The sequence below is a fragment of the Elizabethkingia occulta genome (genome assembly GCF_002023715.1).
Lineage (GTDB): Bacteria > Bacteroidota > Bacteroidia > Flavobacteriales > Weeksellaceae > Elizabethkingia > Elizabethkingia occulta.
This window is the reverse complement of the sequence record NZ_MAHX01000016.1, coordinates 342,180-367,392: the sequence shown is the minus strand read 5'-3', so window position 1 is coordinate 367,392 and position 25,213 is coordinate 342,180. Positions and strand designations below refer to the sequence as shown.

The following is a 25,213-nucleotide window of genomic DNA, read 5'->3' as shown; positions in this document are numbered from 1 at the left end:
TACAAATTCCATTTACAAAATATTTTTTCAACATCTTTATCATCAGGGCTTCATATCTTCAAATTTCAAATCCGGTGCGAATACACGTTTTACTTTTTCTACAACAATTTCTTTTGGAAGGCTAAAGAAAACCTGACCTTTAATATCTGCTGACGAAGCTCCTACAGATGCCTTATAATTTCCTGATTCGGCAATCCATGATCCTTTATATGTGACAAATGAAGCTAAATCTTTTGTGCTTAATTTAAGTTCTAATACTTCGCTTTCGCCAGGCATTAATTTTTTAGTCTTGGCAAATGCTTTTAGTTCCTGTACCGGTTTATCAATTTGTTTTGCAGGAGCAGAAAGATATAGTTGTACCACTTCTTTTCCGGCAGCTTTTCCCGTATTGGTTATTTTAACTTTTACTGTTAGTTCTTTATTAAAAACGTTTTTATCTGCTTTAATATCAGAATATGCAAAAGTTGTATAAGATTTTCCATACCCAAATTCGTAGGAAGGCTTTACTTTAAAAGTATCAAAATACCTGTATCCAACATATATTCCCTCTTCGTATGTAACATCAGTTGGTTTTTCTACAGGAGTTCCCGGAAAGTTTTTCGCAGAAGATATATCCGAATATTTAATAGGAAAAGTCATCGTAAGTTTACCTGAAGGATTTGCCTTACCAGAAACTACGTCGACTACAGAATGTCCGCCCTCTTGCCCTGGCTGCCATGCTAATAAAATAGCATCTGCTTTATCTCTCCACGATGCGGTTTCAATAACACCACCAATATTCAGAATAATAACTACTTTCTTCCCTTTTGCATGGAATGCTTTACTTACCTTATCAATAAGCTGAACTTCATCTGCTGCAAGATTAAAATCATTATCTACAGCTCTATCTCCTCCTTCGCCCGAAGTCCTGCCAATAGTAAGAAATGCAATATCAGTTGTTTCTGCTTTTTTCTGAAGAACATCATCGGAAAATTCCATCTCTTTCAGCCTACCAGGCAACGCCAATATACCTCTTGATTTTCGTTTTTCCATTTCTGCTGCAAGTTCTTTTTCAGCAAAAGGTTTGTACAATGTTACTAACTCTTCATCCAACTTATATCCTGCTTTATTCAGTCCTTCCAATAATGAAACTGTATGCTTGTTGTTTACACTTCCGCTACCTGTTCCTCCTGTTATCCATGCATAAGATGTAACCCCGAATAATGCTACACTTCCTGAGGAATTATTATGAGGAAGTGTATTTTCATCATTTTTAAGAAGTATCATGCCTTCTGTTGCGGCATTTCTTGTAATCTCTGCATTTGCTTCAGAGTTTGGTTTATTCGAATATTTGTAATTTGTAAATGATGGTGAACGAAAAACCAATTGAAGTATGTTTCTCACATTTCTGTTTGCTGTTTCCTGACTTATTTTTCCAGAATTCAAAGCATCCAGAATAGCATTTTTTTGCTTGGGCAATCCTGGCATCAGTAAGTCGTTTCCACTATTCATCTGAGCAACAACGTTAGAATTTCCATCCCGTATATCCACAAGCCCATTAAATCCACCAAACCAGTCGGTCATCACAATTCCTTTATATCCCCATTCATCTCTCAAAACTGTAGTTAACAGATCTTTATTTTCAGAAGCATAAATACCGTTTATTTTGTTATAAGCCGACATTACGGTCCATGGTTTGGATTCTTTAATTGTAATTTCAAAACCTTTTAGATAAATTTCACGCATTGCTCTCTCAGAAATATGTGCATTTAATGCTAATCTGTTTGTTTCTTCGTTGTTGGCAGCATAATGTTTAACAGAAGTTCCTACCCCATTAGACTGGATTCCGTTTACAACAGCTGCAGCAACCTTACCCGAAACTACAGGATCTTCGGAATAATATTCAAAATTACGCCCGTTCAGAGGGTTTCTATGTATATTGAGTGCAGGTGCTAAAAGAACATCTACCCCATACTCTCTTGTTTCGTTCCCCATCGCTTTCCCCACCTGGTAAAGCAATTGGGTATTCCATGTAGAAGCTAATGCAGTACCTACAGGAAAAGCGGTAGCATAATAGGTATTATTGTCTCCTTCTCTTTTAGAATTAATTCTTAAACCGGCAGGACCATCCGCAACTATTACCGTCGGAATTCCAAATTTAGCCATGGGATAAGTCCCTCCAGCGGCTCCAGGAACACGACCTTCTTTTACATCACCTACAGGTCCCAGAAATGCCCCAAGCCCCGGCATTCCGGTTCCCACAAGGAAATTTGCTTTGTCCTCATTGGACATTGCTTTAACAATCTCGTTTATACGCTGATCCACTGATAGCTTAGCAACTTCCCATGGATTTATTTTTTTATTTGCTACTTTTTCTTTCGTATGTTGCGCTGTGGCATAGGTTCCTCCAGCTAAAATAGCCAAAAGTAGTCCTAAATTTTTTGCTATCCTGAAAAGCTCAATAAAGTTTAAATTTTTCTTTCTCATATTATATATTGAATTAAAATGTTGTTAAATGATTAACTTTCTAATGTAGGATTCGGATTAAGATGACCAACCTTTATATTAAATTGTTTCGGGTCACCCTGATTATTATATGTAATAACTGCCACGGGACCATTGGGATTCCTGAATGCGAGTATATTATCTCTAATTACTACTAAGGTTTTCTTTACAAAAACCTAAAACATTTGCTTTGTTTTTACTTTGAAACCAACAACACATCTTTATTTATTTAATAAAATGATCATATTACTCTCAAAATACTACTATCCGTATAATTTTTGACGAAAAAGCTCCTTACTATTTATTCCAGTTTATTTTTGCATGTTTTACATCATGAGAGTTTGTTCCTATCATAATATCGAATTCTCCGGCCTCCCAATCATACTTCAGTTCCGAGTTATAAAATTTCAGATCTTCCGGTGTAATTGTAAAGCTTACTTTTTTAGATTCTCCAGCCTTTAAAAACACTTTTTGGAAACCTTTCAGCTCTTTTACCGGACGTGTCACCGAGCCTACCATATCACGGATATACAATTGTACCACTTCATTTCCATCGTATTTACCATTATTCGTCAATGTTATACTTGCGGTTAACTGATCGTTACCACTTAGTTGCGCCTTGCTCAACTGTACATCTGAATATCCAAACGAAGTATAGCTAAGACCATAACCAAACGGAAAAAGCGGTGTATTACATTCATCTATATAGTTAGATCTGAATTTCTCGAACTCACATTTTTCCGATTTATCATCGCTTAATGGGCGGCCTGTATTTTTAGCATTGTAATAGATTGGAATCTGTCCTACACTCCTTGGAAATGTCATTGGTAATTTTCCGGATGGATTGACTTTACCATACAATACGTCTGCAATTGCGTAACCGGCTTCACTTCCCGCAAACCATGCATTAACGATGGCATCGGCTTGTTTAGCTTCATCATTTAATACCAACGGACGTCCTGTGAGAAGAACCATCACAATTGGTTTTTCTGTCTTTTTAAGCTCTGCCAATAAATCTTTCTGAGCCTGAGGAATCTCTATATTCGTTCTGGAGCTAGATTCTCCGCTTAGTTCTGCCGTTTCTCCAATAGCCAAGACCACGACATCTGCTTTTTTAGCCGTTTCTACGGCTTCTTTCAACAACTCTTCTTTGGAACGGCTATCTCTGTTAGCGGTTTTTCCAAATATAGTTGCCCTTGCTTCCATTTTAGCATCATAGAAAACATTGCTTCCTTTTGCATAAATGAAATTAACTCCTTTTACCGTTTCTTTAAGACCTGTCATCATAGAAACCGCTTCTTTTATACGGGAAATTACACTCCAGGTTCCGGTCATGTTCTCATTATTATTGGCTAAAGGTCCAATAACAGCAACCGTTCCTGATGTTTTCAGAGGCAGAATTTGCTTATCATTTTTAAGCAAAACCATAGATTGAGCCGCTATATTTCTAGCTTCTTCACGGTTAGCCTTAGTGTAAATCTCGGTCTCGGATCGTTTTTCATCAATATACCGGTAAGGATCATCGAAAAGTCCCAGATCATATTTAGCCTCCAGAATTCTTCTCGCTGCGGTAGTAATCTGCTGTTCGGTCACTTTTCCTTCACTTATAGACTTTTTTAGTGTGGTTAAGAAGCCTTCTCCAATCATATCCATATCAATACCTGCATTCATTGCCAAAGCAGAGACCTGTTGCAGATCTCCCATTCCATGTTGTACCATTTCATTGATTCCGGTAAAATCCGTTACAATAAAACCATTAAAGCCCCATTGTTTACGCAATACATCATCCATCAACCATTTGTTACCTGTAGCCGGGATACCGTCAACCTCATTAAAGGAAGCCATTACAGAACCTACTCCGGCATCTACAGCGGCTTTATAGGGAGGAAAATATTCGTTGAACATTCTTATACGACTCATATCAACCGTATTATAGTCACGACCGCCTTCCGGAGCTCCATACAACGCAAAATGTTTTACGCATGCCAGTATGGTATTTTTAAAGGAAAGGTCTTTTCCCTGATAACCATAAACCATGGCTTTTGCAATCTGGCTTCCAAGATATGGATCTTCTCCCGATCCTTCAGAAACTCTGCCCCATCTTGGCTCTCTGGAAACATCTACCATTGGTGAAAACGTCCAGTTAACACCACCTGCGGAGGCTTCCTGTGCTGCAATCTGTGCAGACCTCTGAATAAGATCCATATCCCATGAAGCAGAAAGTCCTAACGGAATCGGGAATGTTGTTTCATAGCCATGAATAACATCCATCCCAAAAATCATGGGAATCTTTAGACGGCTTTTTTCTACTGCTAACCGTTGAGCTGCTTTTATTTTTTCAACACCTTTAATGTTAAAAAGTCCGCCCATAGAACCCTTTTCTATTTTTTTTCCAAGGCTACTACTTTCAAACTGACCAGTAATGATGGCTCCGGAAGAAGATAAGTTAAGTTGTCCTATCTTTTCATCCAGTGTCATTTCTGCAATAAGCTTGTCAATAAAAGTTTTCTTTTTAGTATTATAAGCTGTTGTTTGAAAGCTTTGTACCAACTGATGTACCAACTGTGCTGAAAACAGAGGCGCAAGAATAAGCCCGGCTATAATTATTATTTTCTTCATATTTCAATTATTTTATTTTACACATCAACAATAAATCTACAAATTATTATTTAAAATAATTATTTTTTTATTTTATTTACTATTATTATGTTAAATAAATGAAAATTATACAAACAATATTCATCGCTTTGAAATCTATTTTATACCGATCATAAGCTATTCTTGATCATATTGAATGGTAAAAAGCTTTCATCAATAAAATGCTATGCTCATCACATAAGTTTCCAAAATCCATGAGATAAGAACACTTGTTATGAAGATTTTGAACTAATAAAAAATATAAATTATTAAGATGTCCATTAAAAGACCATATAAAGAATTTCAGACGTAATTATGGAACAATTTGTCTCCTGTAGTCTATTTTTCCCGTCTCAGAAAACACAATTTTTTTACCTTTCAAGACCTTAAAGAAAACAAAATGCAGATGATGTTTATAAACACAACACTATATCGTAACAATCTAATACTTATAATGTTAGAAAGGTTTAAAATATTCGACTTTTCTCATGTTTTAGAATCTTTCCTATAATGCAACAATTTGTACTTTTGTATTTTTAAGCCTTTCTAATTTTGAATAATTGGATGTATTTAAGGCTGATACACGCGTAGTCATACAAAATTAAAGATTTATTTCAATTATCTTTGTAATTTCAAACCAATCTGACATGAGAAAATTTTTATTCATTGCCTTGTTATTTACGAATATATTACTTTTTTCCCAAAGTAATATAAGAAGAGTTGCTGCTGTAGGATTTTATAATGTAGAAAATTTATGGGACATTTATAAATCTGCAGATTATATTGATGGAACAAAAGATATAAACAACCCTGCATTTCACAGAAGTATTCCAGTAGATTCTATACAGTATCTGGAACACGAACCTTATAAAGGACAATGGAGTGATGCTCTTTTAAAAGGCAAAAAAGCCGTAAGACAGCAATACTCGAATGGTGAATTCACACCACAAAGCGCCAAAAATTACACAGAGAAAGTTTATCAGCAAAAACTTGGAAATATTGCTCAGGTTATTTCAGAACTTGGTAGTAAGTATACCAAAACGGCTCCTGCAGTTGTAGGCCTTGTTGAAGTAGAAAACAGACAGGTTATTGAGGATCTGGTAAAACAGCCCCAGCTTGCTAAATACAATTATGGTGTTGTTCATTTCAATTCTTATGATGCCCGGGGTATTGACAATGGACTGATTTATCAAAAAGGCCGTTTTAAACTTGAAAAAGCATGGAAGAAAGAACTGAAAATATTCGATAACGGAAAGCGTGAATACACGAGAGATTTATTAGTTGTTCTTGGAGAATTAGACGGAGAAAAATTTGCCTTCTTTGTAAATCACTGGCCTTCCAGAAGAGGAGGTGAAGCTATTTCGCTTCCGAAAAGAAATGCAGCCGCAGCATTACTCAATCAGCAAATGGACAGTATAAGAAACAGCAATCCTGAATACAGATTAATGGCAATGGGTGACTTTAACGACGATCCGGTTAGTCCAAGTTTCAAAAATTATGTAAAAGCTACTGGTGATATCGATAAAGTAAGCGATGAAACGCCCTATTTTAATCCGATGTTTAAAATGTTTAAAAACGGTGTAGCTTCTTTAGCATATCAGGATGCACCAAATTTATTTGATCAGATTATTTATTCAAAGAATTTAATCGGAGACAAAGAAAGATCTGCACAAAAAAATTATACTGTATATACAACCGAAGTATATGCTCCGGGATACCTTATAAACAAAGAAGGGAGCTACAAAGGTTACCCATTCAGATCATGGGATGGAGATCGATTTACTGGAGGATATAGTGACCATTTCCCCGTTTTCAGTATACTGCAAAAATCTGCACAGTAAAAAAGTTAATAACCGCTTCATTAGCGGTTATTTTTTTTGCATTAAATTTGATATATCTATAAAAATATTGATTATGAAAAACTTTATTCTTATCATTATGCTTAGTATATTAACATTCTCCTGTACATCGAGAAATGCTACACCGCCAACAGGAGGCTCTCATCAGCCTGCAAAAGTAGAGAAAGGTGAAGATGGAGAATGGGAACTTACTGTTTTCGACACAGATTATGAAAATTTCCTGCTTTCCAGAGCAAGACCTAAATCTATGTATACAGAATCTTATCTTAAAAGTAGAAATTCGATTCTGGTAAACGAATGGAACAGTTTATATATGTCCGGAAGATACAGAAACATTGTAGAATCTCAGATTGATTATGATCCAAACGAAAAGTACGGAATGGACTTCGAGTACAGGCTCTATCAGGTATTTGTTTATGTCAATTGGAAATATGGTCTCAAACTTTACAGCCTGAGTAATATAGAAGGACTAAGATAGAATATTTCTGCTGCCTATATAACAACAATTGCCGGATATAATCCGGCAATTCATTGAAGTTAAAGTAACAATATGAAAAATCTCATATTAAAATTGAAATCAGTATCCTGGATTTTGCTTAATTACAGTATTAATTAGTTCTTTATAGGGTATCGGAAGAACTTCATTTTTATTCGGTTTAAATCCTCTGTTACCAAGTACTAAAGACGCATCCCCCCATCTTACCAAATCGAACCAACGGTGTCCTTCACCAGCAAGTTCTCTTCTTCTTTCATCTTTTATAGCCTGCATAGAAACGGGTACTGATGGCAGCCCTACCCTTTTCCTTACAGCATCCAACAGTGCCTGAGCTCTGGCTCCGGAAGCATTTAGTGATTCTGCTTCCAGCAGGTAAGTGTCTGCCAAACGGATAATATAAATATCCTGAGCAAAATTTAGTTCTACATTTCCACCCCCGGTACTTCTATCAGTCTGGGTTGGCAAAAATTTATTCAGAAAATAACCTGTATCCTTATATCCACTTACATAATTAATATAACCATCCTCTTTCAACTTTTTTGCATTATAAATTGTGGCATCCATTCTCGGATCTCCCTGCATAAAATTAAAGAGATCTTCTGTCACTGCATTAAAGCCCCAGCCTCCGGTATAAACATCTTTAACTTTCGCAGCGATTCCTGCGTCTGTTCTTCTAAAAGAACGAGGCCCCACCATCTGATTAACTATATTACCCCTGCTCCTTCCAGCAGTAATTGTCCACGTTGCATTAACATTACTTGTACATACCAACTCGAAAACAGATTCCGAATTAAATTTATTTTTAAAATCCCACAAATTATTAAAATTAGTCAGAAGTTTATAACCATATTGACTAGTTCCACCAGGAACTCCATTCACATCTGCAAATTGTACTGCAGCGAGATCTTTTTTTCCATCATATAAATAAATCTTTCCTAATAATGCTTTTGCTGCTCCCTGAGTAAGTCTACCATTCTCTACACCTGAAACCCTTACCGGAAGAATAGGAATAGCAGCCAACATATCATTTTCAATTTGTTGATAAACCTTTTTGGGATCCTCCTGAGGCATATTAAAATAATTATCTGAAGCCTGAACTGGCTTTAGAATTAATGGAATATTTTTAAACATCCTCAATAATTCAAAATAATACATAGATCTAAGCACAAGAGACTCTGCATTAAATCTTGCCTTCTCATTCGAATCCATGGATATTTCAGGAAGCTTTTCAATAAGGGCATTTGCTCTGGAAATTCCCTGAAAATAAATATTCCAGTAACTTTGGGGCATAATTATAGGATCTATACTGTAATTAGAAAATCCCTGAATCCCTATTCCATCTGAACCACTTCCTCCCCCCGAATAAAAATCATCCGATGCCGCATTGAGAAAAACAAGCATATTCTCACTACTGGAAGCGTATTTACCAATCGGATCATATGTTGCTACCAGCGCCTGAAATGCCTGATCCCTGTTTTGATAAAAGTTTTCAGAATCAAAAGCTCCTTTATTCTGAACGTCTTCAATATTTTCTGTATTACAAGAGCTTAATGTACCTAAGGTAATTACTGATAAAAATAAAACGGCAGTACTCTTATATAATTTATATTTTTTCATTTTTTTCATCTTAGAATTGAATATTAGCACCAAAAATAAATGTTCTTGCTTGTGGATAATACGCGCGGTCTATACCATATGAATCTCCTGCAGCTATTTCCGGATCGTAACCGGTATATTTAGTAACAGTAAATAAATTTTCTGCAGTAATGTAGAATCTGAATTTATTTCCACCCAATTTTTTAGTCAACTCCACGGGTAAAGTATATCCAAGCTGAATTAGTTTTAATCTGAAATAATCTCCTTTCTGTAAATAGAAATCGGACATATAAGAAAAGTTCTTATTGGTGTCATTAGTCGTTAATCTGGCATATGTATCAGATGTTCCCTCCCCATGCCAGCGTCCCAAAGCAGCTGTTTGATAATTTGAATCGGGTATATCTAATCGTCTTAGTCCCTGGAAAATTTTATTTCCACCTTGACCCTGACCAAACACCATCAGATCAAAATTCTTATAATTCAAATTAACCGTTAAACCATAGGTAAACTTAGGAAGTGAATTTCCAAGATAAGCATAATCCCCCCTATCAATCTTACCATCACCATTAGCATCTACCCAACGGAAATCTCCAGGTTTAGCATTCGGTTGAATTAGTTGCCCATTAGCATTTTTATAAGCATTAATTTCCGATTGGTTTTGGAAAATACCATTTCTCATTAGTCCAAAAAATGATCCATACGGTGATCCAACTTGTAAACGCGATACTTCATCAAGACTCTTAAATGCAGTATCTGGTAAGCCTACAAATTTTTTAGCGTTCTCCAAACTCAATATCTCATTCTTAATGTAAGAAAAGTTTCCATTAACTGCTATTACGAAATCTTTAGCAATACTCTTTCTGTATCCCAATTCAATTTCAATTCCTTTATTACTCATATCCCCGACATTGGCAGCCGGTGGATCAGTTACACCTACATAGCCCGGTATGTCCAAATACCTTAAAATACCAATAGTCTTCTTATTGAACCAGTCAAATCCTAAGGTGAAGTCATTGAACAATCTTAAATCAGCTCCAATGTTAGTTTGCGCCGTTTCCTCCCAACCTAAATTCTTATTTTCCAAAGTTTTTTGTCTATAACCACTGAAAATAGCCTCGGTTGTTCCATTATAGAACGGATAGTTATTTCCCCCAACAACTGTTGATCTGTACAGGAAGTTACCAATTGCATCATTTCCGGTTCTACCATATCCCCCGCGGATTTTCAGCATGCCAACTACTTTATTTTCCGGCCAGAAATTTTCTTTCGAGATTACCCAACCTGCAGATACTGCAGGAAACACCCCCCAAACCTTGTTAGATCCAAATTTTGAAGAGCCATCTCTTCTTATAGTACCCGTAAATAAATATTTACCATCATAGTCATAAATTAATCTTCCGAAATAGGATGCTTTCTTGGTTTGTATTCCATCCGTTGCCCATGTCCTTTTGTCAGACTCTGGAATATCAAAATTAAATGAGGCATCTTTATAATTGGTAATAGGTAAACCTGCATAGACTGTCCCTTGCCCTTCAGCAATATTGTAAACATAAAATCCTTGCCCCAATAAAGCATCGAAACTATGTTTTCCCAACTTTTTGCGATACATCAAAGTATTTTCCGTGCTCCATTCAAACTTTCTCTGAGTCTCTCTGTAAAAGTTGTTTTTAATAGTGTTACTCAGCGTCGGACTCAAGTAAAACAGCGGTGTAAAGCTCTGACTTCCCCAATAAGATAATTTACCATTTAATGTACTTCTGAAAGTAAAGTCTTTTAATAATTTAAGTTCAGCATAAACATTTCCTACAAAATCATCACTCCAGTTATAGTTTCCAAGTTGCGTTTGCTTAAAAGCTAATGGATTGGACATTTCCTGATTAGTAAGGTTTGATATTCCATATGGATTCCCTCCCGGGGCTCGCAAAATATATGGGTTACCATATATCCCGGATGCTATTTTTACAGGATCAGTTTCTATAACAGGTATTGTAGGGTCCATATTAACAGCCGAACTTAAAGGTCCTCCAAACTCTCTGTTAGAGTCAACTCCCTGAGATTTAACATGGGTATAATTCAATGTTTGCCCAACTGTAAGGAAAGGAAAAACTTTATGAGACGAATTCAGTCTGGCTGTAATCCTCTTGTAATTTGAAATATCCCGCAGTACAATTCCTTCCTGATTATAATATCCGAATGAGCTAAAGAATGTAGATTTATCATTTCCTCCGCTTACATTTATATCATGAGATGTTCTCGCAGCAGAATTGAATATTACTTTTTGCCAGTCCGTACCAATTCCCAAAGCATCAGGATTGGGAAAGGTAGCATTTAATCCTCCATTGATGCGCATCTCGTTATTTAGCATGGCATACTGAGAAGCATTCAAAAGATCTAATTTTTTCGCAGCATTTCCAACTCCGTAGAAACCATTATAAGACAAAGATATTTTCCCTTGTTTTCCTTTTTTAGTTGTAACCAGAATAACACCTCTTGCGGCAGAAACTCCGTATATTGAAGCAGAAGCTCCGTCTTTCAGAATTTCCATACTCTCAATGTCCGATTGATTTAGGAAACCAATATTATCCACAGGAATGCCGTCTACTATCCACAAAGGATCGTTTCCGGCACCAAAACTGGTAACACCTCTTACTCGAATGGTTGCTGCAGATCCTGGCTGTCCGGAATTAGAGACTACAGAAACCCCTGATGCCCTTCCCTGGAGAACCTGTTCTGGTCTTCCGGCAGGAACATTTTCAAGTTCCTTAGCCTTAAGACTGGCAATAGCACCGGTAACATTACTTTTTTTCTGTGTTCCGTATCCAATAACTACTACCTCTTCAATCTTTTTCTCGCTAGCGGCCGTATCCTTTTTCAACTGCTGCGCATTAATATTTGCTGTAAAATATAAAACAGAAATAAAACATAAATTATTAATTTGTATTCTTTGCATAGTTTTAATTGTTTTTTTTCATCATTAAAAACAATAATAGTAAAATATATTATATTTTTTTGAAAAAATATTTTTTCCATTATCCATCGGCCATTAATAGCAATTTAAAGCAATAAAAATTTATTTTTTAAATAAAAAAAATCTCCAAAAACAATCATAACATTTATTTTTTTGATTTTTTTCAATATTAAAATGTAAAAACAAATATTATTATACTAAACTATTTATTAAAAATATTCTGAATTATTAGTTAAGAGTATTAAAAATTAAACAATTCATTTTTTCATATTATTTACATTCCACTACATTGATCTGGTAGAATATATTAGCTCTATTATAACAGAATCCTTTATAGCTTCCGCTCAATATATTTCAGTACTTTTTTGCTTACAACTCCTGACTTTCAGAATGTGATTATTAATAATTTTCCAGCCATATTATAACAACAATTGCCGGATATAATCCGGCAATTGCATTGAAGTTAAAGTAACTATATGAAAAAACTTTCATATTAAAATTGAAATTAGTATCCTGGGTTTTGTTTAATTACGGTATTGATTAACTCTTTATATGGTATTGGAAGAATTTCATTTTTATTTGGCTTAAATCCTCTGTTTCCAAGGACTACAGGTGCATCTCCCCATCTTACCAAGTCAAACCAACGGTGTCCTTCACCAGCAAGTTCTCTTCTTCTTTCATCTTTTATCGCCTGCATAGAAACAGGTACTGATGGTAGTCCTACTCTTTGTCTTACAGCATCCAAGAGAGCCTGAGCTCTGGCTCCGGAAGCATTTAGTGCTTCTGCCTCCATCAGATAGGTATCCGCCAAACGGATTATATAAACATCTTGTGAAAAATTCAGTTCAGTATTTCCGGTCCCTGTCGTTCTGTCAGCTTGCGTTGGTAAAAATTTATTCAGGAAGTAACCCGTGTCTTTATATGCCGGCGCATAATCTACATAGCCATCTGCCTTCAATTTTTTAGCATTATAAATGGTAGCATCCATCCTTGGATCTCCAAGCATAAAATTATAAAGATCTTCCGTTACTATATTAAAAGCCCACCCTCCGGAATAAACATCTTTAACGTTCGCAGCTATTCCGGCAGTTGTTCGTTGAAACGAACGAGGCCCTACCATTTGGTTTACAGAATTACCTCTATCTCTTCCTGAGCCCCAGCCTCCCCAATCTACATTTGCATTACTTGTACACACAAGTTCAAAAACAGATTCTGAATTAAATTTATTTTTGAAATCCCACAAATCATTATAATTAGCCAGAAGTTTATAGCCGTACTGACTTGTCCCTCCCGGAGCACCATTTACATCAGCAAATTGTGCTGCAGCGAGATCCTTTTTCCCATCGTATAAGTAAATTTTTCCTAACAATGCTTTTGCCGCTCCCTGAGTCAGCCTTCCTCTATCTCCACCCGCAACAATTGAAGGAAGAACCGGAATTGCCGCCAATAGATCAGTCTCTATCTGCTGATAGATCTTTTTGGGATCATCCTGAGGGATATTGTAATAATTATCTGTTGCCTGAACCGGTTTAAGAATTAATGGAATATTTTTAAACATTCTTAACAATTCAAAGTAATACATTGCCCTAAGTGTTAGAGCCTCTGCATTAAATCGCGCTTTTTCATTCGTATCCATAGACACCGCAGGAAGTTTTTCAACAAGGGTATTCGCTCTTGAAATTCCCTGAAAATATATATTCCAGTAACTTTGAGGCATAATTATAGGATCTATACTATAGTTAGAAAATCCCTGAATTCCTGCACCATCTGAATTACTTCCTCCACCAGCGTAAAAATCATCAGAAGCAGCATTAAAAAAGGTAAGCATGTTTTCAAAACCAGCAGCATATTTACCAATCGGATCATATGTTGCTACCAGCGCCTGAAATGCCTGATCTCTATTCTGATAAAAGCTTTCTGAGTCAAAAGCCCCTTTATTCTGAACATCTGTAATATTATCTGTGTTACAAGAGTTTAAAACACCTAATGTAATTACCGACAGGAATAGAACGGCTGTACTCTTATATATTTTATTTGTTTTCATTTTGTTCATCTTAGAATTGAATATTAGCACCAAAAATAAATGTCCGTGCCTGCGGATAATAGGCTCTGTCTATACCATACGAATCTCCAGCAGCTATTTCCGGATCATAGCCCGTATATTTGGTAATTGTAAATAAATTTTCAGCTGTAATGTAGAATCTGAATTTATTGCCTCCTAATTTTTTTGTCAACTCCATTGGTAAAGTATACCCAAGCTGAATTAGTTTTAATCTAAAATAGTCTCCTTTTTGTAAATAAAAATCAGACATATATGAGAAATTTTTATTGGTATCATTAGTCGTCAACCTTGCATAGGTGTTTGATGTTCCTTCACCATGCCAACGCTCTAATGCAGATGTTTGATAGTTTGCATCCTGCATGTCCAGTCGTCTTAGTCCCTGGAAAATTTTGTTTCCACCCTGACCTTGTCCAAATATCATCAAATCGAAATTCTTATAATTTAAATTAACAGTCAAGCCATATGTAAACTTAGGAAGTGAATTTCCCAAATAAGTATAATCATCGGTATTAATCTTTCCATCTCCATTAGCATCTACCCATCGGAAATCTCCTGGCTTAGCATCCGGCTGGATCTTATTACCATTTTTGTCTACATAAGAGTTAATTTCCGCCTGGTTTTGAAAAACACCATTTCTCATTAACCCAAAGAATGATCCATATGGTGACCCTACCTGTAAGCGGGATACATCACCCATGGATTGAAATCCTGCTAAAGACACAAATTTTTTACCATTTTCCAAACGTAGTATTTCATTTTTAATATATGAGAAGTTCCCATTAACTGAAATTCCGAAGTCTTCTGTAATATTCTTCTTATAGCCGAGTTCAATCTCAATTCCTTTATTACTCATATCCCCAACATTCGCAGCCGGAGAATCTGTTACTCCAATATAACCCGGAAGGTCAACATATCTTAAGATATCAGTAGTTTTCTTGTTAAACCAGTCAACCCCTAAGGTGAAATCATTAAACAATCTTAAATCAGCACCAATATTAGTTTGAGCAGTCTGTTCCCAATGTAAATCTCTATTTTCTAAAGTCTTCAGCCTATATCCAATGCCAACAAACTCAGTTTTTCCATCATAGAACGGATAATTACTTCCTCCAATAATTGTAGCTCTGTACAGGAAGTTGTCAATTGCATCATTTCCGGTCTTACCATATCCACCTCGAATTTTCAGCATATTAACAACTTTGTTTTCCGGCCAGAAGTTTTCTTTAGAAATTACCCAACCTGCAGATGCTGCCGGGAATGTTCCCCAGACTTTGTTAGGACCAAATTTCGACGACCCATCTCTCCTTATTGTACCAGTAAATAAATATTTCCCATCATAATCATAAATTAATCTTCCAAAGTATGATGCCTTCTTGGTTTGTATTCCATCCGTTGCCCATGTTCTTTTGTCAGTATCAGGAATGCTAAAATTAAATGATGCATCTTTATAGCTGGTTATAGGCAAACCCGTATAAGTTGTTCCTTGTCCTTCAGCAATATTGTAAACATAAAAACCTTGCCCCAGTAAAGCATCAAAAGTATGTTTTCCAAGCTTCTTGTGGTAGTTCAATGTATTTTCTGTACTCCATTCAAATTTTCTCTGAGTTTCTCTATAGAGACTATTTTTATTGGTATTACTATAAGTAGGACTTAGATAAAACAGCGGTGTAAAACTCTGATTTCCCCAATAAGATAATTTGCCATTCAATGTAGTCTTAAAAGTAAAGTCTTTTAATAACTTGAGTTCAGCATAAACGTTCCCTACGAAATCATCACTCCAGTTATAGTTTCCAAGCTGCGTTTGCTGAAAAGCCAATGGATTGGACATTTCCTGATTAACAAGACTGGATATTCCATAAGGGTTTCCCCCCGGAGCTCGTAAAATATATGGATTATTATACGCACTGGATTTAATTTTCGCAGGATCTGTTTCTATAACAGGAGTTGTTGGATCTAAATTGATTGCAGAGCTTAAAGGTCCACCAAACTCACCGTTCGAATTAATTCCCTGAGATTTAACATGGGTATAATTCAATGTTTGTCCAACTGTAAGGAAAGGAAAAACTTTATGAGATGAATTCAATCTGGCTGTAATCCTCTTATAATTTGAAATATCCCGCATTACAATTCCCTCCTGATTATAATACCCAAATGAGCTAAAGAATGTCGATTTATCATTTCCCCCACTTACACTAATATCATGAGATGTTCTTGCAGCAGAATTGAATATTAATTTTTGCCAGTCCGTACCAGCTCCCAGCGCATCAGGATTTGGAAAATATGCACTGCCTCCTCCATTAATACGTTTTTCATTAGCCAACATAGCATATTGAGAAGCATTCAGTAAGTCCAATTTTTTTGCAGCATTACCAACTCCATAAAATCCATTATAAGATAAAGATATCTTCCCTTGTTTTCCTTTTTTAGTTGTAACCAGAATAACACCTCTTGCAGCAGAAACACCGTATATTGAAGCAGAAGCACCATCTTTCAGAATTTCCATGCTCTCGATGTCCGATTGATTTAGAAAACCAATGTTGTCCACAGCAATACCATCTACAATCCACAAGGGATCGTTTCCGGCACCAAAACTGGTAATACCTCTTACTCTAATGGTTGCTGCAGATCCGGGTTGTCCGGAATTGGATACTACAGAAACCCCTGAAGCTCTACCTTGCAAAACCTGTTCTGGTCTTCCGGCTGGAACATTTTCAAGTTCTTTAGCCTTAAGACTGGCAATAGCCCCGGTAACATTACTTTTTTTCTGTGTTCCGTACCCAATGACTACTACCTCTTCAATCTTTTTCTCATTAGCGGCCGTATCCTTTTTCGACTGCTGTGCATTAATATTTGCTGTAAAATATAAAACAGCAATTAAGCTTAGATTACGAATTGGTGATTGTTTCATATTATTATTATCTCTCTTAGAGACAATAATAATAAATTTTATGATATGTTAACAAAAAATTTAACTTTTCTTAATATTCATCGGTTATAAAAGCTTATTTTTGAATACTAAATATTCCTTTTTGGGCAAAAAAACTTCACTGAAAATAGGGCTCGCACTGAGTTTTTTTACATTTTCAATGCTTTTGAACTGTTTGAGCATTGTTATTCTTAATTATTTTGGACAAAAAAAATTCGTCCTTCTTGGTTCATTAGAAGTATTTAAAGATTTACCTATTGCCTTTCTGGCGGCATTTATATCACGCTACATACCACGGATAGGTCATCTCAACTCAATTATAATAGGTTTATCAATAGCCTTTATTCTATGTATTATAACACCTTTTGTTGATGATTTCTGGTTTTTCAAAATCTGGTTCTTGTTAATCGGGTTATGTTTTATACTAGTGAAAATTTCTGTACTCTACATTACCATTAATCTGAGTAAAGCAGAGGAAAATGGCAGCCGTTTTATGCAGTTTATCGAAGCCTCTTTTATGGCAGGAATTGTTATAGTAAACCTTATTTTTGGTCTTATTATGGGAAGTTCTTCACCATATCTATGGAAATATGGCTTCTGGGCAATTGCATTTTTCAGCCTTTTAACAATAGGCTTTCTTTTCTCCGGAAAATCTGTATGGCAGAAAGCATACACCAGCACATCCGATCAGAAAAGCACAATAGCATTAAGCAGTTGGCAGGTAATGAAAAAATCTTTCTTATTTCTGGCAATCGTCTTTTTTATCATAATAACTGAGCAAAGTTTTACAACTTGGCTTCCAACATATTCTAAGGCTATCTTCAATGCCGATCCGTTCGCAGCCACACAAACTACCGTAATATTTGCCTTTTCAGCACTTGCGGGAAGAATTATTTATGGTATGCTGATCCTTAAACGCTCCTGGAGCAAGCTTTTTGCAGGCTTATTAGTCTCAGTTTTTATAATTGTGTCCTGTATTAGTGGTATACTCATATTCGAAAAACCACATCAGATATTTTTATATCTTATTCCCTGTATGGGCTTTTTTATTGGTCCGTTATACCCTATTATCAATGCCCATCAGCTTTACAGCTTACCAAATGAACAGGAAAGAGGCACTCTTTTGGGGCTTATTATTGTCTTTTCGTCTCTGGCATCGTGTACAAGTTCTTTGGTTATTGGACTTACTCTGGATCATATCCAACCAGAATATGCATTTACTTTACTATTTTTGCCAACGATAGCATTATCTGCACTATTTTTAAATTACAAACAAAAACAAATCTCATAAATACTATATGGAAAAAAATAAAACTCATGAAACCAATAATAACCTGCAGACCCTTGTCGAAACTAATGATTTTATCAGACAGCTTTCGATAGACTGCGTGATTTTTGGTTTTCATAATAAAAGCCTGAAGGTACTGATGCTTAAGTACTTCAATCTTGACATTTGGGCGCTACCCGGTGGATTCATCTTTAGAGATGAAAATGTAGATGATGCGGCTTACAGACTGTTATATGAAAGAACTCATCTGGACGAAATATTTCTGGAACAGTTTTATACTTTTGGTAACAAGAACCGTACAGAATCGGATATCCATAACCGGCTCACAAAAAACAAGGAGATAAATCTTCCGAAGGATCACTGGCTTTTTGAGAGACACATTAGTATCGGCTATTATGCACTTATAGATTATACTTTGTCTTCTACATTCCCGGATGCATTTAGTGAAAAGTGTGAATGGTTTGATGTTCATAATCTTCCTAAGGAAATAGCATTTGACCACCGCGAGATTATTGAAAAAGGCATGGAATTTTTACGTAAAAATCTGGACTACAAAATCTACGGAAGCAATCTGTTACCAGAAAAATTTACCATGAAGGAGCTGCAAAATTTATACGAATGCATTTTGGGAGAACCTCTCAGAAGAAATAATTTTCAGAGAAAAATGCTCAGCCTGGATTTTCTGGAACGACTGGAAAAGAAATTCGATGGATCAGCAAACAAAGCTCCGTACTACTACAAATTCAAAAAATAAAAAAAGGGAACAGAATCTGTTCCCTTTTTTATGTTAAAGAAAAGTCTTATTTGTTATAATTCTCTTCTACTTTATCCCAATTGATTACATCAAAGAAAGCTGTTACATAATCAGGTCTCTTGTTCTGATATTTTAGGTAGTAAGCATGCTCCCATACATCAATACCCAATACAGGTGTACCTGCAACGCCAGCTCCCGGAGTGATTGGACTGTCCTGATTAGCAGTTGATCCAACAGATACAGATCCGTCTGCATTTTTAATTAACCAAGCCCATCCTGAACCAAATCTTGTTTTAGCAGCTTCAGCGAAATCAGTTTTGAATTTTTCAAGACCTCCATAATTTTCGATAGCTTCTTTTATTTTTCCTACCGGCTCTTTTGATCCGCCCGGAGTTAAAATCTCCCAGAATAATGTATGGTTGAAGTGACCACCACCGTTATTTCTAACAGCTGGTTTGTCGCTACCTTCTTTAATTACTTCCTCGATAGTTTTACCTTCAAGATCAGTTCCTGCAATTGCCTTATTAAGGTTATCTACATAAGCCTGGTGGTGCTTTGTGTAGTGTATTTCCATTGTTTGAGCATCGATAGTCGGTTCTAATGCGTCGTAAGCATATCCTAGTTTTGGTAATTCAAATGACATTTTTAATAATTTTAAAGTTAATACTCAAAATTAAGGAATAAAACCCGGCAAAGCTAATTTGATTTTTAAATTTTATAAATCTTTAACATAGAAAAAGCCGTTTACTAGAAACGGCTTCGATATAATTTATAATCCAAATTCTTTTTTGATATCGTCGACTCTGTCGAGCTTTTCCCATGTGAAGAATTCAAGATCTTTTAGTGTAAGTTCATTAGCAGATCCTCTGTTAAAAGTCTTGTCTGCTATATAGTATTCTTTCCCCATATGGCCGTAAGAAGCCGTTTCCTGATAAATAGGATTTCTAAGTTTCAGGTTCTGCTCAATAGCATACGGACGAAGGTCAAATACTTTTGAAACTTTATTAGCGATGTCACCATCAGTTAAACCAACTTTAGAAGTTCCGTAAGTATTGATGAATAAACCACAAGGTTCTGCAACACCAATTGCATAAGAAACCTGTACTAAAACTTCGTCTGCAACTCCTGCAGCAACAAGATTTTTAGCAATATGACGAGTTGCATAAGCTGCACTTCTGTCAACTTTAGAAGGATCTTTTCCAGAAAATGCACCACCACCATGTGCACCTTTACCACCGTAGGTATCTACGATAATTTTTCTTCCTGTAAGACCTGTATCACCATGAGGGCCACCAATCACAAATTTACCTGTCGGGTTAATGTGATATTTGATCTGATCGTTGAATAATACCTGAATATGTTCTGGCTGAGTTGCAACAACTCTCGGAATTAATATATTTTTGATATCCTCACGGATTTTAGACAACATTTCTTCTTCAGAAGCAAAATCATCATGCTGTGTAGAAACAACGATAGAATCTATACGGATTGGCTTATGATCATCTGAATATTCGATCGTCACCTGGCTTTTAGCATCCGGACGAAGGTAAGTAATCTCTTTACTTTCTCTTCTTATCGCTGATAATTCTCTTAGAATAGAGTGTGCTAAATCCAGTGCTAAAGGCATATAATTAGCCGTTTCATTGGTTGCATAACCAAACATCATACCCTGATCTCCTGCTCCCTGTGCATTCGCTTTAGCCTCAAAGCTCTCATCAGTAACTTTCCTGTCAACTCCCTGATTGATATCCGGAGACTGCTCGTGAATTGCTGAAATTACACCACAAGAATCACCATTAAACATGTACTCTCCTTTGGTATAACCAATTCCGTTAATTACTTCTCTGGCGATATGCTGTACATCTAAATAAGCTGAAGATTTTACTTCTCCGGCTAATACAACCTGACCAGTCGTTACCAAAGTTTCACATGCTACTTTGGAATCTTTATCATAAGCTAAGAAATTATCAATTAGGGCATCGGATATCTGATCTGCAATTTTATCCGGGTGTCCTTCAGAAACAGATTCTGATGTAAATAAATATGGCATAATACAATATATTATTATGTTAAAATACTGGAATATGCACTGATTGAAAAGACAAGAAATACCGTTTTAGCATTTTTTTAATGAGGTTGCAATCAGCACAAATTTTTCCTCTCAATAACTTGGTTGCAAATTTACATCTTTTATTTAAAAAACAATTAAACAAAAGATGCTTTTTATCATACTAAGTTAGTAGAGGTTTAGCCTACTCCGGCTTAACCCCCACAAAATCCGCTGGTGCGGCATCATACTTCAGTTTATTTTTCAGTGATTCACGAATAGAATCCGTCATTTCATCCAGAAGTTTTTGCTTGTATGTTGGTTTATAATAAATAAGACTTATTTCTCTTTTTGGGTAAGGTTTTCTGAAATGGAATACCTTTTCTCTTTGTCCTTCTGTAAGATGGTCTACTGCCATTTCCGGAATAACAGTCAATCCACCGACTCTGTCTACCATCTGAACTAAAGTATTAACGCTGGATGCTTTGAAATCCAGATTGGATGGCTTCAGTTCATTTTCTTTTAATTTACAGATATTTTCTACCTGCGTGCGAAGGCAATTTCCTTCTGATAATAACCATACGTCTTCCAGATCAATATCTTCAGGGATGATGAAGCTGTCTCCGTCTTTGTTAAGATCTTTATTAGAAGAATAAATCAATAATTCTTCGTTGTACAGAAAGTCGCTAAAGAATTCATCTGCAGCTGCATAAGGTGTAGAAATAATCCCGGCATCAATTTCACCAGATTTCAGTGCCTTAATTACATTCTCTGTTGTCATTTCCTTCACATTCATTTCAATCTTAGGATTTCTTCTCAGGAAATCAAAGATCTCGTTAGGCAGCAGGAATGCAGATACTGTCGGAATAATTCCAAGATTAATTTTTCCCGATACGATATTGTTCAGAAGATTGGCTCTGTTACGGAGTTCCATAACATCATCTATAATCTTTTTGGCTTGTTCTATAATTTGCTGACCAGCATCCGTTGTACGAATAGGATGGCTTGTACGGTCAAAAATCTTGATATCCAACTCTTCTTCAAATTTCTGAATCATCGCACTCAATGTTGGTTGTGTTATAAAACATGCCTGCGCTGCTTTACCGAAGTGTTTATACTTGTCAACAGCGATCAAGTATTCAAGTTGTTGGATATTCATAGAATATATAAATTAAAAGTATAACAAATATAGCTATTTTCTTTTTGATAAAATGCCTAATTTTACTAATCCAAAAATACTTAAATAAAAATACAGTTATGGAAAATAAAAAGAAGCTTACCAACGCAGCCGGGATACCATACTACAATCATGAAGATTCACAAACTGTTGGTTCCAGAGGCCCTGTTTTATTACAAGACTTTATTTTACAGGAGAATTTAGCTCATTTTGTAAGAGAAAGAATTCCTGAAAGAATTGTGCATGCCAAGGGTTCCGGTGCTTACGGAAAATTTACTGTAACTGGTGATATTAGTAAATATACCCGTGCAAAACTTTTCTCTAAAGTTGGAAACGAATGCAAGATGTTTGCCCGTTTCTCTACTGTTGGCGGAGAAAAAGGAAGCGCTGATACAGAAAGAGACCCAAGAGGATTTGCTCTGAAATTTTATACTGAAGATGGTAACTGGGATCTGGTAGGAAACAATACTCCGGTATTCTTTATTAAAGATGCAAAGAAGTTCCCGGACTTTATACATACCCAAAAGAGAGTACCAAGAACTAACCTGAAAGATCATACCGTAATGTGGGACTATTGGTCTCTGAATCCTGAATCTCTACATCAGGTATTAATACTGATGTCTGACAGAGGAACTCCTCATGGCTACAGACATATGCATGGCTATGGTTCTCATACCTTTGCGATGATCAATGAAAAGAACGAAAGGCATTGGGTAAAATTCCATTTCAAAAGCCAGCAGGGAATCAAAAACTTTAACAATGAAGAGGCTGCCGAAATGAAAGGTAAAAACCCGGATTTCGCTCAGGAGGATCTTGTAGATGCAATAGACAATGGAAATTTCCCTAAATGGACAATGCAAATACAGGTAATGACTGAAGAAGAGGCTAAAAACTTCCGTTGGAATCCGTTCGATGTTACCAAAGTATGGCCACATAGCGAATATCCATTAATTGATGTTGGTATTATGGAACTGAATGAGGTTCCTGTAAACTATTTTGCCCATGTTGAGCAAAGTACATTTGCTCCCAGCAATCTTATCGACGGAATAAGTTTCTCTCCGGACAAAATGCTTCAGGGGCGTTTGTTCTCTTATGCCGATGCTCACCGTTACAGAGTTGGTGTCAATTCCCATCACTTACCGGTAAACGCATGTCCTTTCCAGGTAAACAACTACCAGAGAGATGGTTATATGGCTATGGGAGACAACGGTGGAGATGCACCCAATTATTTCCCGAATAGCTTCGACAATATAACTCCGGATCCGGCATATAAACCTTTCGAAGAGGAATTGGACAGTGCACATGTAGCATTCTTTGACAGAAATAAGGATGATAACGATCATTATACTCAGCCCGGACTTTTATATTCCAAAGCGATGAATGATGAGGATAGAAAAAATCTTATCCATAATATCGTAGAACATATGAAAGGTATAAAAGGGGAGAAAAAAGATCTTATTATCAACAGACAGTTATGTCATTTTTTCAGAGCCAATATTGATCTGGGGATAAAAATAGCAGCCAGCCTTGGGGTAACTATAGACGCCAGCCAGATGCAACATTCAACCCAATAAAATATCATTTTTTTATAGATAAAGCCAAACTCATATTTTGTAGTTTGGTTTTTTTTATTACTTTTAACTAATATTCTTTATTTTTTTTCAAAAATTAGAGATATAATTCTTACAAAAAGAAGCTAATATGAACATTAACACACGTCAGGAAAACAATATTTTTACGATAGAAATTAATCGCCCTGAGAGTCTGAATGCACTAAACGGACAGACTTTGCAGGAGATTAATGAGGCTGTTTCCCATGCTGAGGAAAATCCGGAAATCCGGGTTATTATTATTACCGGAAGTGGTGAAAAATCTTTTGTTGCCGGAGCTGACATAAAAGAATTTTCAGATTATAATGCTGATCAGGCAGAGGAAATGTCCAGAAAAGGACATATAAATGTTTTTGATAAGATAGAAAATTTAAAAAAACCGGTTATTGCAGCAATTAATGGTTTTGCATTAGGTGGAGGACTAGAATTGGCAATGGCTTGCCATATCCGTTATGCGTCTGAAACTGCCAGATTGGGTTTACCAGAGGTTACTTTAGGTCTTATCCCGGGATATGGTGGAACGCAAAGGCTTCCAAAATTGGTGGGAAAAGGTATTGCTAACGAAATTATCTTCTCTGCAAAAATGATTCCTGCCCAAAGAGCTAAAGAAATAGGATTGGTGAATGATGTTTTTCCATTAGCTGAACTGATGGATAAAACAAAAGAGTTGGCTTCAACAATTTCCAAAAACTCACCTCTTGCTATTACAGAAGCTATTGCTGCCGTAAATGCTTCATATTCTGAAAACGGATTTGAAAAGGAGATAAAATCTTTCGGAAAATTATTCGAACTGGAAGATAAAGAAGAAGGAGTTGCTGCGTTTATGGAGAAGAGAAAACCAAATTTCTAATGGGGAGTGAAATTACTAAATTTGATATCGCATATCTCCGTATGGCTAAAGAATGGGCCAAACTTTCCTATTGCAAAAGAAAGCAGGTAGGGGCGCTGATCGTGAACAACCGTACCATCATTTCGGATGGTTATAACGGAACACCTTCAGGATTTGAAAATTGTTGCGAAGATACAGAAGGAAAAACACATTGGTATGTTCTTCATGCAGAGGCTAACGCAATTCTGAAATTGGCGAACTCTACACAATCATGTAAAGGGGCCACATTATATCTTACGCTATCTCCTTGTAAGGAATGCAGTAAGCTTATACACCAGTCCGGTATAAAACGTTTGGTATACATTGATGCCTATTCGGATGATGCTGGGTTAAAATTCCTGAAAGAAGCAGGAGTTGAAATATTACAAATACACGACACACAACTTGAGAATATAATATAAAAATAATATCAAAAACACACAC

The 25,213-nt window shown here is 36.1% G+C and carries 17 protein-coding genes; 7 read left to right on the top strand and 10 right to left on the bottom strand.

The annotated features are described in order from the left end of the window. Window positions 1-42: 42 nt before the first annotated feature. From BAZ10_RS12385 to bglX, 3 genes are all read right to left on the bottom strand, one after another. Window positions 43-2,466, bottom strand: coding sequence for a beta-glucosidase (locus BAZ10_RS12385; protein ID WP_078772307.1), 2,424 nt, complete (start codon window positions 2,464-2,466; stop codon window positions 43-45). 32 nt (window positions 2,467-2,498) lie between these two features. After that, complete coding sequence (locus BAZ10_RS19485; protein ID WP_394363738.1) at window positions 2,499-2,621, bottom strand: glycoside hydrolase family 30 beta sandwich domain-containing protein; 123 nt, start codon at window positions 2,619-2,621, stop codon at window positions 2,499-2,501. Between the two features lie 160 nt (window positions 2,622-2,781). Next, window positions 2,782-5,103 (bottom strand): beta-glucosidase BglX, encoded by a 2,322-nt coding sequence (gene bglX / locus BAZ10_RS12380; RefSeq protein ID WP_078772306.1) that lies wholly within the window; start codon window positions 5,101-5,103, stop codon window positions 2,782-2,784. Window positions 5,104-5,768: 665 nt separating this feature from the next. Between bglX and BAZ10_RS12375 the strand changes: the two genes are divergently transcribed. Beyond that, window positions 5,769-6,962 carry an endonuclease/exonuclease/phosphatase family protein gene (locus tag BAZ10_RS12375; RefSeq protein ID WP_078772305.1) on the top strand — a complete coding sequence of 398 codons (1,194 nt, stop codon included), beginning with the start codon at window positions 5,769-5,771 and terminating at the stop codon, window positions 6,960-6,962. A 73-nt stretch (window positions 6,963-7,035) separates the two neighbouring features. Continuing rightward, a complete protein-coding gene (locus BAZ10_RS12370) occupies window positions 7,036-7,458 on the top strand; it encodes a DUF6146 family protein (protein ID WP_078772304.1) in 423 nt (140 codons plus the stop codon). Window positions 7,459-7,557: 99 nt separating this feature from the next. On the opposite strand, the gene BAZ10_RS12365 is transcribed toward BAZ10_RS12370, so the two are convergent. The 4 genes from BAZ10_RS12365 to BAZ10_RS12350 all read right to left on the bottom strand — a co-directional run bounded on the left by BAZ10_RS12365 (window position 7,558) and on the right by BAZ10_RS12350 (window position 17,007). Beyond that, window positions 7,558-9,093: a RagB/SusD family nutrient uptake outer membrane protein gene (locus BAZ10_RS12365; RefSeq protein WP_078772482.1), complete on the bottom strand. Its 1,536-nt coding sequence runs from the start codon at window positions 9,091-9,093 to the stop codon at window positions 7,558-7,560. 10 nt (window positions 9,094-9,103) lie between these two features. Beyond that, complete coding sequence (locus tag BAZ10_RS12360) at window positions 9,104-12,022, bottom strand: SusC/RagA family TonB-linked outer membrane protein (RefSeq protein ID WP_078772303.1); 2,919 nt, start codon at window positions 12,020-12,022, stop codon at window positions 9,104-9,106. 523 nt (window positions 12,023-12,545) lie between these two features. After that, window positions 12,546-14,084, bottom strand: a complete 1,539-nt coding sequence (locus tag BAZ10_RS12355) for a RagB/SusD family nutrient uptake outer membrane protein (RefSeq protein ID WP_065083185.1) — start codon at window positions 14,082-14,084, stop codon at window positions 12,546-12,548. A gap of 10 nt (window positions 14,085-14,094) precedes the next feature. Then, complete coding sequence (locus BAZ10_RS12350; RefSeq protein ID WP_078772302.1) at window positions 14,095-17,007, bottom strand: SusC/RagA family TonB-linked outer membrane protein; 2,913 nt, start codon at window positions 17,005-17,007, stop codon at window positions 14,095-14,097. A gap of 178 nt (window positions 17,008-17,185) precedes the next feature. Between BAZ10_RS12350 and BAZ10_RS12345 the strand changes: the two genes are divergently transcribed. Further along, window positions 17,186-18,316: an MFS transporter gene (locus BAZ10_RS12345; RefSeq protein WP_245803808.1), complete on the top strand. Its 1,131-nt coding sequence runs from the start codon at window positions 17,186-17,188 to the stop codon at window positions 18,314-18,316. A 7-nt stretch (window positions 18,317-18,323) separates the two neighbouring features. Beyond that, complete coding sequence (locus BAZ10_RS12340; protein ID WP_078772300.1) at window positions 18,324-19,067, top strand: NUDIX hydrolase; 744 nt, start codon at window positions 18,324-18,326, stop codon at window positions 19,065-19,067. Between the two features lie 46 nt (window positions 19,068-19,113). Here BAZ10_RS12340 and BAZ10_RS12335 read toward each other — a convergent pair whose 3' ends face one another. From BAZ10_RS12335 to BAZ10_RS12325, 3 genes are all read right to left on the bottom strand, one after another. Beyond that, window positions 19,114-19,710 (bottom strand): superoxide dismutase, encoded by a 597-nt coding sequence (locus BAZ10_RS12335; RefSeq protein ID WP_078772299.1) that lies wholly within the window; start codon window positions 19,708-19,710, stop codon window positions 19,114-19,116. A 126-nt stretch (window positions 19,711-19,836) separates the two neighbouring features. Then, the gene (gene metK / locus BAZ10_RS12330; RefSeq protein WP_078772298.1) at window positions 19,837-21,117 is read right to left on the bottom strand and encodes a methionine adenosyltransferase; all 1,281 of its coding nucleotides are present in this window, start codon (window positions 21,115-21,117) and stop codon (window positions 19,837-19,839) included. Between the two features lie 202 nt (window positions 21,118-21,319). Next, window positions 21,320-22,273 (bottom strand): hydrogen peroxide-inducible genes activator, encoded by a 954-nt coding sequence (locus BAZ10_RS12325; protein ID WP_009086889.1) that lies wholly within the window; start codon window positions 22,271-22,273, stop codon window positions 21,320-21,322. 98 nt (window positions 22,274-22,371) lie between these two features. Between BAZ10_RS12325 and BAZ10_RS12320 the strand changes: the two genes are divergently transcribed. The 3 genes from BAZ10_RS12320 (at window position 22,372) to BAZ10_RS12310 (ending at window position 25,191) form a co-directional block, all read left to right on the top strand. Continuing rightward, the gene (locus BAZ10_RS12320) at window positions 22,372-23,865 is read left to right on the top strand and encodes a catalase (RefSeq protein WP_078772297.1); all 1,494 of its coding nucleotides are present in this window, start codon (window positions 22,372-22,374) and stop codon (window positions 23,863-23,865) included. A gap of 127 nt (window positions 23,866-23,992) precedes the next feature. Beyond that, a complete protein-coding gene (locus BAZ10_RS12315) occupies window positions 23,993-24,751 on the top strand; it encodes an enoyl-CoA hydratase/isomerase family protein (RefSeq protein WP_078772296.1) in 759 nt (252 codons plus the stop codon). Further along, the gene (locus tag BAZ10_RS12310) at window positions 24,751-25,191 is read left to right on the top strand and encodes a deoxycytidylate deaminase (protein ID WP_078772295.1); all 441 of its coding nucleotides are present in this window, start codon (window positions 24,751-24,753) and stop codon (window positions 25,189-25,191) included. The genes BAZ10_RS12315 and BAZ10_RS12310 overlap by 1 nt, the downstream gene beginning before the upstream one ends. The last annotated feature ends 22 nt before the right edge of the window (window positions 25,192-25,213 follow it).